The sequence below is a fragment of the Geomonas diazotrophica genome (assembly GCF_018919385.1).
In the GTDB taxonomy this organism is placed as follows: Bacteria; Desulfobacterota; Desulfuromonadia; order Geobacterales; family Geobacteraceae; genus Geomonas; species Geomonas diazotrophica.
In genome coordinates this window covers 42,454-58,916 of the sequence record NZ_JAHLMF010000019.1, presented here as the reverse complement: position 1 = coordinate 58,916, position 16,463 = coordinate 42,454, and the positions used below count along the sequence as shown (strand labels likewise).

The window sequence follows — 16,463 nt, the reverse complement described above, 5'->3', positions numbered from 1 at the left end:
ATCGAAGGTTTTTACAATCGCAAGAGGCTTCACTCTGCCATCGGCTACTGCTCCCCCGAAGAGTTCGAGCACCAGGAGTTGAAGATGGCAGCATAAGGGTTTCTAACGTGTCCTCTATTGCGAAGATAGGCCAAAAACGATAAAAACGATAAAAACGATAAAAACGATAAAAGCGATGCAAGGGATGAAAGCGAAAGCGATAAAAGCGATAAAAACAATGAAGGGATGAAAAGAATAAAGGAATGAAAGGCATCGTGCTTTGGGGTGAACCAGAATCCTTTGTTTAGGCTTGCATCCCCTTTATCCCTTTTATCCCTGTTTGCATCCCTGTTTGCATCCCTGTTTGCATCCCTGTTCCTTGAATCCCGCCTATTTTTCATCAGGAAAAGCGAACTCTCTTTACGAGTTCGCTTTCTCTGTTATCTTATCTTGGTCTTTCATTAATTGACGCCCTGCAGCTTATGTCAGTTCCCTGAGACAGCGAATTATCTAACCCTAAGCCTCACGTCGACCAAGGGACCGGGAATGCTCAAACGTCTGATCATCCTCATCGTATGCCTCATCGCCTCCGTTGCAACGGCACCGGCCGCCAACCACCCTCAGAAAACGCTCGTGGTAGGAAGCGAGGAGAATTTTCCTCCCTTCTCCACCGGCAGTACCGACGATACTGCGGGCGGCTTTGCCGTGGAACTCTGGAAAAAGGTCGCCAAAGAGGAGGGACTCAAATATACCCTGAGGGTCAGGCCGTGGGGCGAACTGCTCCAGGAGTTCAAGGACGGCAAGGTCGACGTCCTGGTCAACATCGCCACCTCGGAGGAGCGGCATCGCTACACCGATTTCAGCGTCCCCCACGTCACCGTCAACGGCGCCATCTTCGTGCGCAAGGGAGACTCCCGCATCAACTCAGAGGCGGACCTGGCGGGTAAGTCCATCATCGTGTTCAAATCGGACCTGGCCCACGAGTACGCCATCTCCAAGGGATGGCAAAAGCAACTGGTGCTGGTCAACGACGCCCGGGAAGGGCTCACGCTCCTTGCCTCGGGCAAGCACGACGCCATGCTCCTCAGCAAGCTGGCCGGACTCCAGACGCTGCGGGAACTCCGCATCGACAACGTGCGGGCCCTGGAAGCCAAGGCGGGCTACGCACAGAAGTTCACCTTCGGCGTGCGCAAAGGGGATTCGGACCTCCTCGCCTTGCTGAATGAGGGGCTCGCCCTGACCAAGGCTGACGGCGACTACGACGAGCTGTACCAGAAGTGGTTCGGCGTCTACGAAACCAAGGAGCCGACCTTCCAGGACGTGTTGAAGTACCTGCTTCCCTTCGCGCTCCTGGTAGCGTGCCTCGCCACCTATTTCTTCTACAGGCGCAGCTGCGAACGCAAAGCGTCCGAGGCCGCCTTGCGCGAGAGCAAGCTGCGCCTGGACACCATCCTCGACAACGTCGGCGCCTACATCTTCATAAAGGACACCCAGTACCGCTACACCTACGCGAACCGCCAGGTCTGCGAACTGTTCGGCCAACCCGAAGACAGGATCGTGGGGAAGACCGACGCCGCGTTCTTCTCCCCGGAATCGGTCCGGGAGATAATCGTCAGCGATCGGCCGGTGCTCGAGGAGGGGCTCACGGTCAAAAGGGAAGAGACCAACCTGGCAGCCGAAAACGAGCAGCCGCGCAGCTATTGGACCGTCAAGCTCCCGCTTAAGGACGAGGAGGGGGCCGTATACGGCCTTTGCGGCATATCCACCGACATCACGGAACTCAAGCATCTCGAGGACGAGCTGAAGAAGAAGAGCGTCGAGCTCGAAGAGCAACTGCAGGAGCGGGAGATCGCCCAGGAATCGCTGCAGGAGCAGACGGCGCTCCTCGAGGAGCAGACCGCGATGCTGGAGGAGGAGGTCGAGGAACGCAGAAGGGCCGAGGTGGCGCTCAAACAGAGCGAGGAGACCGTCCGGCACAAACTGAAGGCGATCCTGGAACCGGAAGGTGACATCGGCACCCTGGAGCTCTCGGATATCATCGACTGCGACATGCTCAAGGCCATGATGGAGGATTTCTACAGGATAACCGGGATGCTGGGTGCGGTCCTCGACGTCTCCGGCAAGGTGCTGGTCGCGGTAGGGTGGCAGGACATCTGCACCAAGTTCCACAGGGTCCATCCCGATGCCTGCAAAAACTGCCTGGAAAGCGACACCGTTCTTTCGGCGGGGGTGCCCGTGGGGACTTACAGACGCTATCGCTGCAAGAACAACATGTGGGACATGGTGACCCCTATCGAGGTGGGGGGAAGGCATGTCGGCAACGTCTTCATCGGGCAGTTCTTCTACCAGGACGAGCCGCCCGACGTGGAGCTTTTCCGCGAGCAGGCCAGGCGCTTCGGGTTCGACGAGACGGAGTACCTGGCCGCCCTTGACCGGGTGCCCCGTTTCACGCGCGAAGCGGCTGACGCGGGGATGAAATTCTACGCCGAACTCACCAAGATGGTTTCCACGCTCAGTTTCACCTCGATAAAGGTCTCCAGGATGCTTGCCGAGCGCATCCACCTCGAAGAGCAGCTCCGTCAGTCGCAGAAGATGGAAGCGGTGGGGCAGCTGGCCGGCGGCGTCGCCCACGACTTCAACAACATCCTGCAGGTGATCACCGGCTACGGGAACATGCTCAGGATGAACGAAAGCCTCGGCAAGGCAGAGCAGGATTGGGTAGACCATATCCTGTCGGCGTCCGAACGAGCGGCACAACTTACCAAGGGATTGCTGGCGTTCAGCCGCAAGCAGGTCATCCACCTGGAACCTGTGGACTTGAACGAGGTCATCGAGAACTTCAAGAAATTCATCCTCAGGGTCATCGGGGAGGACATACACCTGAAGACGGTAACTTACGGAGACCAGCTCATCGTGCACGCCGACGTGGGGCAGCTCGAGCAGGTGCTGATAAACCTGGCGACCAATGCCCGCGATTCCATGCCCAAGGGGGGACTGCTGACCATCGAGACGGGGCTGCAGGCGGTGGAGTCACCCTTCGACCACGAGTCTGGGCGGGCCGAATCGGGAAGCTACGCCGTGGTAACGGTGTCGGACAGCGGCGGCGGCATGGACGAGGAGACCCGCAAGAGGATCTACGAACCGTTTTTCACCACCAAGGAGGTCGGCAAGGGGACCGGCCTCGGCATGGCGATCGTCTACGGCATCGTCAAGCAGCATAGCGGGATCATCAACGTCTACAGTGAGCCCGGGCACGGGACCACCTTCAGGATTTACCTGCCGGTGAAGGAGGCCGGACCGGGCGAGGCGGATGACCAGGTAGTGCATGGGCAGGCCCCGACGGGGGGGAGCGAAACCATCCTGCTGGCCGAGGACGATTCCGAAGTCCGCAGGCTCGTGGTATCCATCCTTAGCCAGTACGGTTACCAGGTGATAGAGGCGGTGGACGGGCAGGACGTCGTCGAGCAGTTCGCTGCAAACAGGGAAAAGGTGGCCATGATCCTCATGGACATGATCATGCCGAAAAAGAACGGCAAGGAGGCCTACGAGGAGATCTCGCTGCTGCAGCCGGGGGTGAAGGTGCTGTATTCCAGCGGATATACCGCGGACTTCATCCAGAACAGAGGGGTGTCGGAAGAGGGGATCGAACTGATCATGAAACCGGTGCAGCCGATGGAGCTGCTGCGCAAGGTCAGGGAGATACTGGACCACTGAGCAGGCGAAAGGGGGCTGGCCGCGTCAGCGGGGTGACGGGTGTCGATGAAGCACGCTGCCCTGCTCAGCTGCGCGCCTGGCGGCACGGTCCTTCGTCATTTCCCTCTCCTTCTCCGCCTTGGCGTCGTGGAGCTGCTCGTATGCGGTGGCGCAGGTGTAAAAACAGTTCGTCGAACCGCCGTGGATATACCTCTCCTTGAGCCTTTCATACTGCTCCATTTTTGCCTGAATCTCACTCACGGGCATGGTCATCAGTTGCTGGTACTCGATGGGCCGACAGTCGCAGTCGTCGGCACGCGCAGGTCCGTGCCAAAACAGCAGCAGCAACATCGACAGAGCCACTTTTTTCATAACGTCCCCCCCGTAGCGAAACGACCTTTAATATTAACTACTGCAAATGTTAGCAGACGCCAGCGGTATCGCAAGAGGGTGTTCACGCCACTTGCCCAATCTGCCACGATATGCTATGAGCTGAAGCTCTGCGGCAATGTCCGCGGCAGAAGCAGATGTTCTGCCAGTATGGCGACAACGAAGGGATGCTATGACTGTCACAAGCGAAACCTTGACCCAACTGCTCGACCAGGCAAAGCAACAGCAGATGTTCCTGGAAATGTTCGTCCGCTCCTGGGTTGACGACTACCGCTCCGGCGGGGGCAGCGTCTACTGCGGCAAGGGATGCCGCAACTGCTGCAGCCTCGCGGTGCACACCGGTTTCGCCGAGGCGCTGGCCGTGGCCAGGCACCTGGATGAGGAACAGGGGAAGGAGGTCGAGAAGTACGCCGTGACGTTGCGCGACCTCGTGCAGGGGGTACGGGAACTGCCGCAGTACCTGCGCCTGCACCGGGACGAGATGGGGTTCTGTCCCCTGCTGAACGCCGAGGGGGGGTGCAGCGTTTACCCGGTTCGTCCCCTGACCTGCCGCTCGCTCATCTCCACCCGCGAAAGCGCCTGGTGCGGCGCCGATTTTGCGAAGATCGCCCCGGGGGAGCGGGAGGCATTTCTCGCCGGCCTGGATCGGAAGGTGGTCTCGTTCCCGAGCCACTACGTCGGCGTGCTCCAGGAAAGCGGCAAGGAGTTGGAGGAGGCGGGGGCGCAGCAGATGCGCACCCGCCTCGGGTTCGCTCTCTACGGCAACCTCGGGGTCCTGGTGCACCTGTGCCGAAAGCATGATCTGGCCGGGGCCGCGCTGCAGGGAAGCGCCCAGGCCCTTCGCGTCATTTCCGACGCGGGCTTCGATCATCCGCTGCTCGTGACCATGACCTAGCTTTTTGCCTTCAGATCCAAAATAAACGACCGGCACCCCCGCCGGTAGAGGAGATCATGCCTCCCTTTTCCTTTTTTCCTACCCCCGGCTTCGCGGCCAAGATGGACAAGATTCAAAAACATGACCCCCCCGGCCACGACCGAATTCTTCACGTCATCGACCGGCTCCTGGACAACCCCGGCGACGCCGACGGGTGGATGCACGGGGAGTACCAGGGGAAGCTCAAGAAGTACGTCGGGCGCCGTGACTACCGGCTCATCTCCCATTGGTGCGAACAGTGCAGGAAGGAGGGGAAGAAGCTGGAGGATAAATGCGGCTTCTGCCGGGAGGTCGGGGACAACAGCGTGATCTTCTTCGATGTCTATCACAAGAACGAGGCGAACCGGGTCAAGCAACCCAGGGGGTGAGCCTCGCCGGCGCACCGGCGGCCTACGAGAAGGGCATTTGCAGCACCCCCATTCGATGTTGCACTATGGGGCTTTCCGCATCACTTCCCTCAACACTTTCAGCGTGTACGGCTTCTGGATGAAGCCGACCAAGCCCTTGCCGTCGAACTTCTGCACCACGTCCTGCTGGCTGAAGCCGCTGGACATGACCACCCGCACCTTCGGGTCGATGAGCTGCAGCTGCCGGAACGCCTCCTCCCCATCCATCCCGGGCATGGTGAGGTCGAGGAGGACCGCCTTTATGTCGGGATTCTCCCGGTAAAGCGACAACGCTTCTTCCCCGCCCGAGGCCGTCAACGGGGTGAAACCCAACTCCCTCAACATCCGGATGCCGATGCTGCGCACCGTCTCCTCGTCGTCCACGAGCAGGATCTTCCCTTCACCCCTCCAGTCGTCAAGGACCGGTTCCGCCGCGACCGCTTCGGCGGCCTCGGTGGCAGGCAACAGCACCTTGAAGGTGGTGCCCCTTCCCGGTTCGCTGTAGATCCGGATCCCCCCCTGGTGCCCGCGGGCGATGCCGTGGACCGCGGCGAGGCCGAGACCGCGGCCGGTGAACTTGGTGGTGAAGAAGGGATCGAAGATCTTTTTCAGCACCTCTTCTTCCATGCCGGCACCTGTGTCGAACACCTCGAGGAAGACGTAGCGCCCCTCCGCCATGCTCTCCCCGAGGATAAGGTTCTTCAGACTCTCCTGGTCCAGAATCGCGGAACCGGTGCGGATGATGATCTCTCCCTTTTGGTCCCCTATCGCCTCGGCGGCGTTTTGTACGAGGTTCATCAGTATCTGGCGTATCTGGTTCTGGTCCGCCTCAACCGCGGGGAGCGGCCGCGCCAGGTCCAGCTTCAATTCGGCATTGGGGGCGGCGGTTTCCAGCACGTGGCGCAGCTCCTCGATCAGCCGGTTCAGGTCCGTCTGCTCGATCATGAACCTCCCCTTTCCGGAGTAGGCCAACATCTGCTTGGCGAGGTAGGCGGCGCGGTTTGCGGCCGTTTCTATGTTGCGCAGGTTTTCAGCGACGGGTGACTCCTCGGGAAGTTTCATCAGCGACAGGTCGACGTTGCCGATGATCGCCATGAGGATGTTGTTGAAGTCGTGGGCGATGCCGCCGGCGAGGACGCCGAGGCTTTCCATCTTCTGGGCGTGCAGCAACTGCTGTTCGTAACGGAGGCGTTCCTCTTCGGCCTTCTTGCGCTCGGTGATGTCCTGGCCGACCGCCTGTACCTCGGCGAGCCTTCCCTGCTCGTCGAAGATCCCCCTGTTGGTCCATTGATGCCAGATGACGCCGCCGCCGGGGCCGAAGATGGCGAGTTCCATGGTCTCGGTCGGCTGTTCCGGGGTCAGGTCGTTCAGGGCTTCCTGTACCGGCAAGCGGTACTCCGGGAGCAGGAAATCCAGGAAGTTTCTTCCTTCCAGGTCAGCCTGGGCCCTGCGTGCATTTTTGGCGAGCGCCGGGTTCACGTAGGTGAGCGTGCAGTCGGGTAGAAAGGTGCAGATGTAGGCGGGGCTGTCCTCGGAGATCTTGCGGTAGCGCTCCTGGCTTTCCCTCAGGGCCTGCGCAGCCCTGATGGCGCTGGTGTGGGCGTTGCGGAGCATGAAGGCGATCACGGTCAAAAGGGCGCTGACGACGAGCCCGCCCGCGAGGTAGCTGCGGGACTGATCTTTCCCCTGCTCCAGCGCGAAGTTCGGGAGTGACTGGAAGGTGAAGAGCCATTCGCGGCCGAACTTTTTCACGGTGTGGCTGGCCCGGAAATCCGGGCGGTAGTTCCGGGGGAGGTTCACCTTCCAGTCCGAGACGCTGTCGAAAAGCATGGCCGAGGCCGTGGCCCTGCTCTCGGTGTAGATCCGGAAGCCGATGTCCTGCGGCGGCCTTGGGAAGGTGGCCCACATGAAGTCCCTGATGCGGATCGGGCTGTAGGCGTAACCCTTCAGCGCGTCCCTGCGCTGTTCCAAGGTGGCGGTCGGCAGCATCCGGTCATACACCGGGAGGTACATCAGCACCCCTTTTTGGCGGTCCCGCTCCGTTTCCTGCACCAGGAATACCGGGTTGGTCAGCGCCGCATCACCGGTGTCGCATGCCATGACCATGGCATCATGGCGGTTGGGCTCGGAGAACATGTCGTAGCCGAAGGCCCGCTGGTTGCGCCAGTCGAACGGTTCCAGGTAGACGATGGCGGTGTAGACCGGCCGTTTCCCTTCGGGCCAGATCCGGTAGCTGGGAAAACCTTCCGCCTGCATGCGCCGGATATGGCGCTCCCTGTCCTTGGGATGCACCACTTCCGAGAAGCCGAGCCCCTGCAGGCCGGGGTAGTTCCGTTCCAGGGAGAGCGATATGGCGTAGCGGTGCCATTCATCGCGGGTGACCTGGTCGCTGGCGTTGAAGAGACCGACGGCTCCCCGCAGGACCTGCTCGTTATCGATCATCCGGTTCAGGAACCGGGCCATGATCTCCTCGGTTCTATCCTGGAAGGCGGTCTGGAAACGGGAAGTGAGGCTGCGGTCGTATTGGCGCCAGAAGAACAAGGTCATGAGCAGGGACAGGGTCAGGACCAGGTAGGGGAGCAGGTTCACCGCTTTGCCCCAGGAGGCCCCCCCCTGAAGCGACGCGACTGCACTTTCCTTTGGCTGGATGCTGTCTGTCGGCATCTGTGTTCCCCGGTTCGCTGAGGTGCGCTCCCGGCCCGGCGGGCTGGATGATTAACTTTACAGAAATTATTGCCGAATTCAATGCGCGCGGAAGAGGCAGGCGCGATTCGGACGCGGAGGCCGTCACGCAGGCCCCTCCCCAGGGGAGGCGGCCCTTAAGACCTCGCGCAGCGAGGAGAGCTTGTAAGGTTTTTGGATCAGCCCGGCCAACCCCTTGCCCGCGAATTTCTGCGACACCTCGTGCTCGCTGAACCCGCTGGACATGATGACCCGTACCGCCGGGTCTACCTGGCGCAGCTCACGGAAACACTGCTCGCCGTCCATGTGAGGCATGGTGAGATCCAAGAGCACCAGCGCGATGGCCGGGTGGTTGCGGTAGATCTCCAGCGCCTCGCAGCCGTCGGCGGCAGTGATCACCTCGAAGCCGAGCTCGCGCAAGAGCTCGCTGCCGGTGCTCCGGATGCTCTCCTCGTCGTCCACGAGGAGCACGACCCCTTCGCCCCGCCAGAGGACCGGCTCCGCTTCCACGACGCCCTCCGAGGGCTCCCCTGCCGCCGCCGGAAGCAGCACCTTGAAACAGGTTCCCTTCCCCGGTTCGCTGTAAACCTTGATGGCACCCTTGTGGCTGCGGATGATGCCGAGCACCGCCGCCATCCCGAGGCCGCGGCCGGTGAACTTGGTGGTGAAGAAGGGATCGAATATCCTGGCCAGGGTCTCCTTGTCCATGCCGCAGCCGGTATCGGAGACCTCGAGGGAGACGTAGGAGCCTTCAGGGATCGGGTCTATCAGCCAGGCGTCCTTTAGGTACTCCTCCCTGCATTCCAGGCAGCCGGTCGAGACGGCGATGACGCCGTCGTGGTCGCCGATGGCCTCGGAGGCGTTGATGACCAGGTTCATGACGATCTGCCTGATCTGGGTGGCGTCCACCTCTATCGCCGGCAGTTGTTCCGCCAGGTGGTACTGCAGCACGACCTTCTTCGAGATGGCGACGTGCAGCATGTGTCCCATCTCCTGGAGCAGGCGGTTCAGGTCGATGGACTCGATGACGAACCTTCCCTTGCCCGAATAGGCAAGCATCTGCCGGGCCAGGTCGGCGGCGCGCACGGCCGACGCCTCGATGCGCTGCAGGTTTTCCAGGGCGGGAGATGACGGACCGAGGCGGAGATGGGCCAGCTCCGCGTTTCCGATGATGGAGGTGAGGATGTTGTTGAAATCGTGCGCTATTCCGCCGGCGAGGACGCCGAGGCTTTCCAGCTTCTGGGCGTGCAGCAGCTGCTGTTCGAGCCTGATGCGCTCCTCCTCGGCTTTCTTTCGCTCCGATATGTTCCTGGCCACACCGATGACGGCGGGACGGTTGTCGAACTCGATCCGCCTCACCTTCACCTCAGCCGGGAAGGTGGTCCCGTCGCTGCGGCGGTGCACGGTCTCGAAGGTGACCGGCGCGGACGCGGGGAAAGCCTTGATCTGGTCGGCCACCTTGTCGGCGTCGCAGTTGACAGCATCGAGGTCGCCGACGTTCATGGCGAGCAGTTGTTCGTGCGAGAAGCCGTGCTCGAGGCTCGCCTGGTCGTTGGCGGCCAGGATCTTCCCGGTCTGGTCGGCGATGTAGACGGGGTCGGCCACGTTCTGGAACAGCTGTCGGAAGCGCAACTCGCTCGCGGCGACCGCCTGCTCGGACCTGGTCCGCTCCGCGATCTCCCTTTCGAGGTCCGCGGTGCGCGAGCGGACCCGGTCCTCGAGCTCTACCGACAAGGCTTTCAAGGCCTCTTCCGCCTTTTTCCGTTCGCCGAGCTCCTCCTGCAGCGACGCGGTCCTGCTGCGTACCACCTTCTTCAGCGCGTAGTTGGCCCAGGCGGCTGCGGCAAGGAGCAGGGCGAGCAGGGCCGCGACGACTCCGATGACGAAGGTCCTGCTGGGGGCCCAGTGCAGGTCGTCGACATAGAGCCACTTTTGCAGGGCGCCGCTGCGCTCTTCCTTGCCGATGGCGGCGAGCCCCTTGTTGAGAATTCCCTGCAGTTCCGGCCAGTCCTTGCGTATCCCGATCCCCCAGCGGTAGTCGAAATCGGTCTTCCCGGCCAGTTGCAGGTTGGTGATGCCGGCCTGCTGGGCATAGAAGGTGGCGTTGGCCATGTTCTCCACGTAGAAATCGACCATGCCCAGGGAGGTCTTGGCCAAGGCGGTGGAGACATCGGGAACCACTTCGAGCCTGATGTCCGGGAACCTGGTGCGGAGTATGTCGTGGGAGGCGTAATTGGAAACGACGGCGACCTTTTTCCCCTTGAGGTCGGCGAGGGTGAGGTTGGTCCGCGAGCCGCTGCGGGCGAAGATGCCACCCGGGACGGCGACCAGTGTGTCGGTGAACAGGGCGAACTTCTCCCGGTTCGGGGTCCGCACCATGGCACCCAGGAGGTCCACCTGGTGAGCCTTGAATTTCTCCAGCACCTCGTCCCAGTTGCTCAGGTGGACCACGGTGATGGTGATGCCGAGCTTTCGTTCCAGGAGCCGGATCATGTCGGCGGAGGCGCCCTGGTACTGGCCATTTTCGTCGAAGAACTCGATCGGTTTGAAGTCGGGGTCGGGGGCGAGTTTTATGATGGGATGCCGCTGGAGCCACTGCTGCTCCTCGGCGGTCAGTGCGACGCCCGTTTCGGCTTGTCCCGCGGTGCAGATGAGCGTCGACAGGACTGTTACGAGCAGAAAGGCAGCTGTTACAACCAATCGGATACAAGTCATCTCGCCATCCTTAATCGGGTGATAGATGCGTCAACTGGGGCGGGTAACAGTTAATAACTTTTCGGCAGATGCCGGTCAACCTTTATATATGATTTGGCGGGTGGGTTAGTTGCGGCCGTGTCGTAGTGAACTGCCGGAAGCGGTACCGGATCCGGAGCCGCCCCGGCGCACGGCAAACGGGGACGGTGCAGTCTGGACCAGGGGGGCTCGGCTATTGACATCGCCTGGGCCGAATCCTATGCTGAGAGGGTCGGGTAGGTGGAAATACCTGACAGATAGGAGGTTTATCATGATAAGACCCATTCCGGAAGGATTTAACAGTGTCACAGCGATGTTCATGTTCAAGGACTGCCGCAAGGCGATCGACTTTTACCGGAACGCCTTCGGAGCCGTGGAGAGATACGCCATGCCGGGACCGGACGGGGAGGGGATCATGCACGCCGAACTCCTCATCGGGGACTCCATCATCATGATGGGGGACGAGTGTCCCGGTGAAAACTGCAAGAGTGCGGAAACCCTGGGAAGTTCGCCGATCAGCTTCTATCTCTACGTGGAGAACGTCGACGCGGCCTTCAGGCGCGCGCTTGAAGCGGGAGCCACCGAGAAGATGGCGGTCCAGGAAATGTTCTGGGGAGACCGGGCCGGAGCGCTGCAGGACCCGTTCGGCTACAACTGGATGCTGGCGACCCACACCAGGGACCTGAGCCCCGAGGAGATCAGGGAAGGCGCCAGGGCAGCTTTCGCGCAGATGCCCAAGGAAATCAAATCGTAACACATGTGCTTCCGGCGCCCCGGGGGCGCGGATTGCTGCGCCGCCGCGGGTGCCGGAAGCGACAGGAAAGGTTGTGAATCATGAAGAGCATGTTACGGATACTCGCCATCACCGCGCTCCTGGGAGTGCAACTCGCCGCTGCCGAAACGACGTGGTACGTGGGGGACGAACGCTGCCGGCCTCCCAAGGACGACGGCACCTATTCGGCACCCTACGATGCCAGGGAGCACCCCGGCGACTTTCCGACCTTTCCCGGCGCCGACAAGCCGGGATGGTTTTGCAGCTACCAGCGGGAGGACGGGGTCCTGGTCCAGCACGGCAACAGCCTGACGCCGCAGCAGCAGTGGCTGGCGGTCTGGGCGGCCGGCGCCAACGCCATGAATTGAGAGCGGGAGAACAGTAGGCCTTACGAGGAGGTCCGCCATGAAGGACCTGGAAGGATACGTCATACTGATCACGGGCGCGACCGACGGCCTTGGTGAAAAGGTCGCCACCGATTTTGCCCCCCTCGGGGCGACGCTGTTATTGCACGGCAGGGACCCGGAGAAAGGGCGCCGGGTGGTCGCCGCCATCAGAGAGACTACCGGCAGCGACCGGCTGCACTATTACAACGCCGACCTCTCCTCGCTGGGCGAGGTCGAGGCTCTGGCAGACTCGATCGCCGCCGACTGGCGCGGGCTCGACGTACTGATCAACAACGCCGGGGTGGGGGCAGGGCCCGAACCGAGGCGGCGCGAGCTGAGCGCCGACGGCTTCGAGCTCCGCTTCGCGGTCAACTACCTGGCGCCGTTTCTGCTCACGTACCGGCTTTTGCCGCTGCTGCGGCGGCGGGCGGACGAGGTCGGCTGCGCGCGGGTCGTCAACGTGGCCTCGGTCGCGCAGCAGGAGCTGGTGTTCGACGACGTGATGCTGGAGAAGGGGTATGACGGCATGCGCGCCTACGCCCAGAGCAAACTGGCGCTGATCATGTTCAGCTTCGACCTGGCGCACGAGCTGGCCGGGACCGGCATCACGGTCAACGCAATGCATCCCGCGTCGCTGATGAATACCAAGATGGTGCGGGAGTGGTTCGGAGCGGCGAGGACCACGGTCGAGGAGGGGGCGCGCTACCTGGAACGGCTGGCGGTGGACGACGAGCTGCAGGGGAAGAGCGGGCTCTACTTCGACCAGGGGAGCCCGAAACGGGCGGCGGAGCAGGCCTACGATGAAGAGGCGCGCAGGCGGCTTAGGGAGCTGAGCTTGAAATGTATAAGCCGGAGATGACGGGGAACGTCATTCGTCACGGGGCGGCAACAACTCCCAACGGTCGTCATTCAGGTCGTGCCTCAACTGGTGCTGCCCACCATCTTCAACCTGCACTTTGAAGTAATTGCCGTCTCGGTCGTACCAACGATCGAGGATCCCGGTGACGGTGAAGGTCCGGTCCCGCCACGTGAACGCGGTGGGACGCTCGTCTGCCTTGTAGCCGGCATAGCAGCTGACTTTTACCGGCTCTCCCCTGCGCTTGACGTTCGGTTCCTCTCCCATCCGCTACAGCTCCCTGCGTGCGCCCGCCGGCGAAAACCTTACCGCCACGATCCGGATCAAGGCCAGGGAAAGCACCAGGGCGATGGTCATGGCAACTTCCTGCCAGTCGATCTCCTTGTACCAGAAAGCCATCACTTCGGTCAGCACGGTGACGATGACGGTGTCGATGATATAGGTCACCTTCACCCGCCCTTCGGTGGAATAGGCGAGCGCGGTGCGCAGCACTTCGATGATGGCGAGCACGGTCAAAAGGTCGACCATGATCTGCTTCGAGGCGCCGTGAAAGTCCTCCTGGAAGACCAGGCGCAGATCATAGAGCGTGCACCCCACACCGGCTACGATGGCAAGCAGGATGGCGATGATCAGCAGGCACAGCACCGCGCGAGCGGACATCTCGTAAAACCGGTTCAGCTTCAGGTCGACACTGTTTTCTCTCCACATAAGTCAATCTCCTCTGGTTACGTTTGCGGCGAACATACCAGAGGGAGGTTACAGGCTTTTGTGCCCAATTCTACAATCGCGTGACATCCCCTTCTTCCTGCAGCTTGGCAAGCCGCTCCAGAAGCTTGGCGGTGTCGGGAAAGCCCCGATGGATGTAACGGATCACGCCGCTCTTGTCGATGACGAAGGTGGCGCGCCCCGCACCGTAAAGCTTCTGCAGGTCGCCCTTTTCATCGGACAGCAGGGGGAAGGAGAGGCCGTGCTCCCGGGCGAACTCCCGGTGTGTTGCCAACGTGTCACTGCTCACGCCCAGGACCTGGGCGTCCTGCTTCTCAAAAAGCGGCAACTCCTTTTGAAAAGCCTGCATCTCGCTGGTTCAAACCGGGGTGAAATCCGCGTAGTAAAAGGCGAGGAGCACGTGCTTTTTCCCCGCGAAGTCGGCGAGTTTTACCGCCCCCTCGGTGGAGTCCGCTTCGAACTCCGGCGCCTGCTCGTCTATCCTCGGCAGCCGGGAGCCGATACTCCCTATGGCGGCGAGCGCCGAGGTCGCCATGCTTCCCAAAATCGATCGTCTCATCTCAAAACCCTCCCCGTGAAATGCCGGACAGCGCGCCGGGCGACGGCGCCACCACGCGAGTGTACCAGAAAACACAAAAAAACCAGCTTCCCCGGAGGGAAACTGGTCAGAAACTACTTCGGTTTCGTCGCGGACTTTTTCAGCGCGTGCTTTCTCTGCGCCACCAGGTGGCCCCGCACATCCCGGCCACGCCTGCGGCCATCATCAGTGCCGTGGAGGGTTCGGGGACGGGACTGGGGTCGCCGCACTTCACGGACACGGTCCAGGTCCCGTCGTTGAAATTCCGGCCGAAATCAGCACCGTTCATGCCGATGTCGTAGGAGCCGTCCGGGGAATTCTCGGAGTACACGGTGTTGCCGACGGCGCGCAGGTCGTCTTCCAGCCAGATCCACCAGCCGATGGGGGTCCCGTCAACTTTGAGTCCGTCGAAGATCTGCAGCTCCGAGCTGCAGTCGTCGCTAAGCTTCAGGGTCTGGTAGCCGTCCGACATGATGAAGGAGATCATCTCCGAGCTCTGGTTTTCGGCGAAACCCCGCTCGCCATAGCTCAGGGGATGGTCGGTGAGAAGCGAGATGGTGACGTGGTTGGCGGGGCTGTAGGTGGTTCCGCCGAACCAGTCGAAGGGGACGCCCACGTACTCGTAATCGTAGAGATGGGCCTGCGAGGATACCGGCAAAAGCAACAGCATCAGAACTGCCGCGGCGAGAATTCCGGTCCTCATCGATGACCTCCTTTGCTGCCGTCAGTCGTGCACCGATAAGGTGATTATATTTTGTTAATACAACGCCGGCAACGGCTAAGGCATTAGCCGGTAACATTTTCTGCGCTACAAGAGAGGCCGGGTCCAGGGGAGATCACCCCCCGTGCAACTTGGCGGTTGCAGCGAGCCGGCGGCTAGCTTTCCAGCCTTCTTCGATACCTTTCAAGCACCTGCTTCAAAACCGGGTGCTCCAGGGAAACCGGCACCAGGTATTCTCCGACCAGTTCCCGGTCCCACCACTGCCTGTCACCGAAGCTGTAGCGGTAGTAAAGGGCGCGGATGAAACGCGGCGGCGCCTCCGGAAAGGGGTTGTGTCGCAGGAGCCCCAGGGTCTGCGGGTCCCCCTGGAGCAGCTTGATGACCAACTGCACGAACCAGCGCGAGTGCCCCCCTTGCGACGGCATCGCCTCGAACCACATCAGCCAATCCAGGCGCAGGTGGTATGGTGCCACGAACGGCGGCATGCGGGATGGGGCGCCGGGCTTACCGCGGAACTCGTAGGGCCGCCACTGCGACTCCTCCCGGGCGTCTTCCGCTGCGGTCCCCTCCAGCACGATCTCGTAGCGTTCCTTGGTGATGCTGCCGAAGGCGCCGTAGGTATTGACCAGGTGGAAGGGGTCGAAGGAGGTGTTCATGATCTGCCGCCTGGAGAAGAGGTTGCGGGCCGGCTGCACGCTCTTCGCCGCGACCAGGAGCACGAGCCCCCAGGTGAGCGCCTGGAACAGCGGCGGCTGGGGGAGAAGCGGAGGGGGGCGCACCGCGAGGAGGGTTGCGATGAGGGAGCCGTCCAGGGGAGTGAGGCAGATGACGGCGGTAAGCCAGTTGAGCCAGGCAAAGTTGCCGCTCACGATGATGGAGAGGAGAAAGAGGAGCGAGCCTGCCGCGGCGATCCCGGCGACGGGTTGGGGGGCGAAGAAGAGAAAGGGGAGGATCAGCTCGGCCAGGTGGTTGAAGAGCACCCCCGCCTTGTGCACGGGGGGAGGGAGGCGGTGGAAGAGCCGGCTGAGCGGGTTGGGCATGGGCTGCGTCTCGAAATGGTAATCGAGGCAGGTGAGGTCGTGCCAGCAGCTGTCCCCTCTCATCTTGATCATCCCCGCGCCGAACATGACGCGGAAGGCGAGCCAGCGGTAGAGCCAGATCACCGCCCACCCCGGCTCGACTCTGGAGGGGCCGAGGAAGGCGGCCAGAAACCCTGCTTCCAGGAGCAGCGATTCCCAGCCGAAGGCGTAAAAGGTCTGCCCGATGTTCACGAAGGAAAGGTAGATGCCCCAGAGCAGTAACCAGACCGCCATGGACCAGACGGTGCCGCCGGCCTCGGAGATGCCGGTCACCGCGAGCAGCGACAGGAAAACGCCGAGCAGCGAGAAGAGGAGGTAGGCGCGGTCGCCGCGCAGGAAGTAGAAGAGGCTCGGCGCTTCGCGGAAGGGGACCAGGCGCATGAAGGGGAGCGCCGGTTCCAGGCCGCGGTCGCCGCACAGGGCGCGGAACTGGTTCAAGGCTGCCAGGAAACCCATCAGGTAGATGACGCCCAGTCCCCGCTGCAGCATGAGCCGGATGATCCAGTAACCGTCGTCACTCATAAGTCCTCCGCGGGAGGAAAGAAACCA

Annotated in this window: 15 protein-coding genes; 7 read left to right on the top strand and 8 right to left on the bottom strand. The window is 61.8% G+C overall.

Going from position 1 to position 16,463, the window contains the following annotated elements:
• On the top strand, nt 1-96 hold the full coding sequence (locus KOM00_RS21085) for a hypothetical protein (protein WP_407931697.1): 96 nt from the start codon (nt 1-3) through the stop codon (nt 94-96).
• Between the two features lie 429 nt (nt 97-525).
• A complete protein-coding gene (locus KOM00_RS18655; protein ID WP_216500526.1) occupies nt 526-3,693 on the top strand; it encodes a PocR ligand-binding domain-containing protein in 3,168 nt (1,055 codons plus the stop codon).
• Nucleotides 3,694-3,717: 24 nt separating this feature from the next.
• Here KOM00_RS18655 and KOM00_RS18650 read toward each other — a convergent pair whose 3' ends face one another.
• Nucleotides 3,718-4,044 (bottom strand): hypothetical protein, encoded by a 327-nt coding sequence (locus tag KOM00_RS18650; protein WP_216500525.1) that lies wholly within the window; start codon nt 4,042-4,044, stop codon nt 3,718-3,720.
• 190 nt (nt 4,045-4,234) lie between these two features.
• On the opposite strand from KOM00_RS18650, the gene KOM00_RS18645 reads away from it, so the two are divergent.
• Both KOM00_RS18645 and KOM00_RS18640 read left to right on the top strand, forming a co-directional pair.
• Entirely contained in the window at nt 4,235-4,957 is a 723-nt protein-coding gene (locus KOM00_RS18645) for a YkgJ family cysteine cluster protein (RefSeq protein WP_216500524.1), read from the top strand.
• 56 nt (nt 4,958-5,013) lie between these two features.
• Nucleotides 5,014-5,364 (top strand): toxin, encoded by a 351-nt coding sequence (locus tag KOM00_RS18640; RefSeq protein WP_216500523.1) that lies wholly within the window; start codon nt 5,014-5,016, stop codon nt 5,362-5,364.
• A 63-nt stretch (nt 5,365-5,427) separates the two neighbouring features.
• Here the strand turns inward: KOM00_RS18640 and KOM00_RS18635 are convergent, their stop codons facing one another.
• Entirely contained in the window at nt 5,428-8,046 is a 2,619-nt protein-coding gene (locus KOM00_RS18635; RefSeq protein WP_216500522.1) for a CHASE domain-containing protein, read from the bottom strand.
• Nucleotides 8,047-8,169: 123 nt separating this feature from the next.
• Complete coding sequence (locus KOM00_RS20765) at nt 8,170-10,779, bottom strand: response regulator (RefSeq protein WP_236027073.1); 2,610 nt, start codon at nt 10,777-10,779, stop codon at nt 8,170-8,172.
• Nucleotides 10,780-11,068: 289 nt separating this feature from the next.
• Here KOM00_RS20765 and KOM00_RS18620 point away from each other — a divergent pair, with 289 nt between their 5' ends.
• The 3 genes from KOM00_RS18620 (at nt 11,069) to KOM00_RS18610 (ending at nt 12,814) form a co-directional block, all read left to right on the top strand.
• Nucleotides 11,069-11,551, top strand: coding sequence for a VOC family protein (locus tag KOM00_RS18620; RefSeq protein ID WP_216500521.1), 483 nt, complete (start codon nt 11,069-11,071; stop codon nt 11,549-11,551).
• Between the two features lie 80 nt (nt 11,552-11,631).
• Complete coding sequence (locus KOM00_RS18615; RefSeq protein ID WP_216500520.1) at nt 11,632-11,937, top strand: hypothetical protein; 306 nt, start codon at nt 11,632-11,634, stop codon at nt 11,935-11,937.
• A gap of 37 nt (nt 11,938-11,974) precedes the next feature.
• Entirely contained in the window at nt 11,975-12,814 is an 840-nt protein-coding gene (locus tag KOM00_RS18610; RefSeq protein WP_216500519.1) for an SDR family NAD(P)-dependent oxidoreductase, read from the top strand.
• A 9-nt stretch (nt 12,815-12,823) separates the two neighbouring features.
• On the opposite strand, the gene KOM00_RS18605 is transcribed toward KOM00_RS18610, so the two are convergent.
• The 5 genes from KOM00_RS18605 to KOM00_RS18585 all read right to left on the bottom strand — a co-directional run bounded on the left by KOM00_RS18605 (nt 12,824) and on the right by KOM00_RS18585 (nt 16,436).
• On the bottom strand, nt 12,824-13,078 hold the full coding sequence (locus KOM00_RS18605) for a DUF6504 family protein (protein ID WP_216500518.1): 255 nt from the start codon (nt 13,076-13,078) through the stop codon (nt 12,824-12,826).
• A gap of 3 nt (nt 13,079-13,081) precedes the next feature.
• Nucleotides 13,082-13,519 (bottom strand): phosphate-starvation-inducible PsiE family protein, encoded by a 438-nt coding sequence (locus KOM00_RS18600; protein ID WP_216500517.1) that lies wholly within the window; start codon nt 13,517-13,519, stop codon nt 13,082-13,084.
• Between the two features lie 70 nt (nt 13,520-13,589).
• Entirely contained in the window at nt 13,590-14,096 is a 507-nt protein-coding gene (locus KOM00_RS18595; protein ID WP_216500515.1) for a peroxiredoxin family protein, read from the bottom strand.
• A 139-nt stretch (nt 14,097-14,235) separates the two neighbouring features.
• Nucleotides 14,236-14,817 (bottom strand): PEP-CTERM sorting domain-containing protein, encoded by a 582-nt coding sequence (locus tag KOM00_RS18590; RefSeq protein ID WP_216500513.1) that lies wholly within the window; start codon nt 14,815-14,817, stop codon nt 14,236-14,238.
• A gap of 173 nt (nt 14,818-14,990) precedes the next feature.
• The gene (locus tag KOM00_RS18585; protein WP_216500511.1) at nt 14,991-16,436 is read right to left on the bottom strand and encodes a lipase maturation factor family protein; all 1,446 of its coding nucleotides are present in this window, start codon (nt 16,434-16,436) and stop codon (nt 14,991-14,993) included.
• Nucleotides 16,437-16,463 lie beyond the last annotated feature (27 nt).

What these genes read in the sequence shown, in the direction of transcription:
- KOM00_RS18610 (WP_216500519.1), top strand. Translation starts at nt 11,975, where the DNA reads ATGAAGGACCTGGAAGGATACGTCATACTGATCACGGGCGCGACCGAC.
- KOM00_RS18645 (WP_216500524.1), top strand. Translation starts at nt 4,235, where the DNA reads ATGACTGTCACAAGCGAAACCTTGACCCAACTGCTCGACCAGGCAAAG.
- KOM00_RS18650 (WP_216500525.1), bottom strand. Translation starts at nt 4,044, where the DNA reads ATGAAAAAAGTGGCTCTGTCGATGTTGCTGCTGCTGTTTTGGCACGGA.
- KOM00_RS20765 (WP_236027073.1), bottom strand. Translation starts at nt 10,779, where the DNA reads ATGACTTGTATCCGATTGGTTGTAACAGCTGCCTTTCTGCTCGTAACA.
- KOM00_RS18635 (WP_216500522.1), bottom strand. Translation starts at nt 8,046, where the DNA reads ATGCCGACAGACAGCATCCAGCCAAAGGAAAGTGCAGTCGCGTCGCTT.
- KOM00_RS18655 (WP_216500526.1), top strand. Translation starts at nt 526, where the DNA reads ATGCTCAAACGTCTGATCATCCTCATCGTATGCCTCATCGCCTCCGTT.
- KOM00_RS18590 (WP_216500513.1), bottom strand. Translation starts at nt 14,817, where the DNA reads ATGAGGACCGGAATTCTCGCCGCGGCAGTTCTGATGCTGTTGCTTTTG.
- KOM00_RS18640 (WP_216500523.1), top strand. Translation starts at nt 5,014, where the DNA reads ATGCCTCCCTTTTCCTTTTTTCCTACCCCCGGCTTCGCGGCCAAGATG.
- KOM00_RS18600 (WP_216500517.1), bottom strand. Translation starts at nt 13,519, where the DNA reads ATGTGGAGAGAAAACAGTGTCGACCTGAAGCTGAACCGGTTTTACGAG.
- KOM00_RS18620 (WP_216500521.1), top strand. Translation starts at nt 11,069, where the DNA reads ATGATAAGACCCATTCCGGAAGGATTTAACAGTGTCACAGCGATGTTC.
- KOM00_RS18615 (WP_216500520.1), top strand. Translation starts at nt 11,632, where the DNA reads ATGAAGAGCATGTTACGGATACTCGCCATCACCGCGCTCCTGGGAGTG.
- KOM00_RS18585 (WP_216500511.1), bottom strand. Translation starts at nt 16,436, where the DNA reads ATGAGTGACGACGGTTACTGGATCATCCGGCTCATGCTGCAGCGGGGA.
- KOM00_RS18605 (WP_216500518.1), bottom strand. Translation starts at nt 13,078, where the DNA reads ATGGGAGAGGAACCGAACGTCAAGCGCAGGGGAGAGCCGGTAAAAGTC.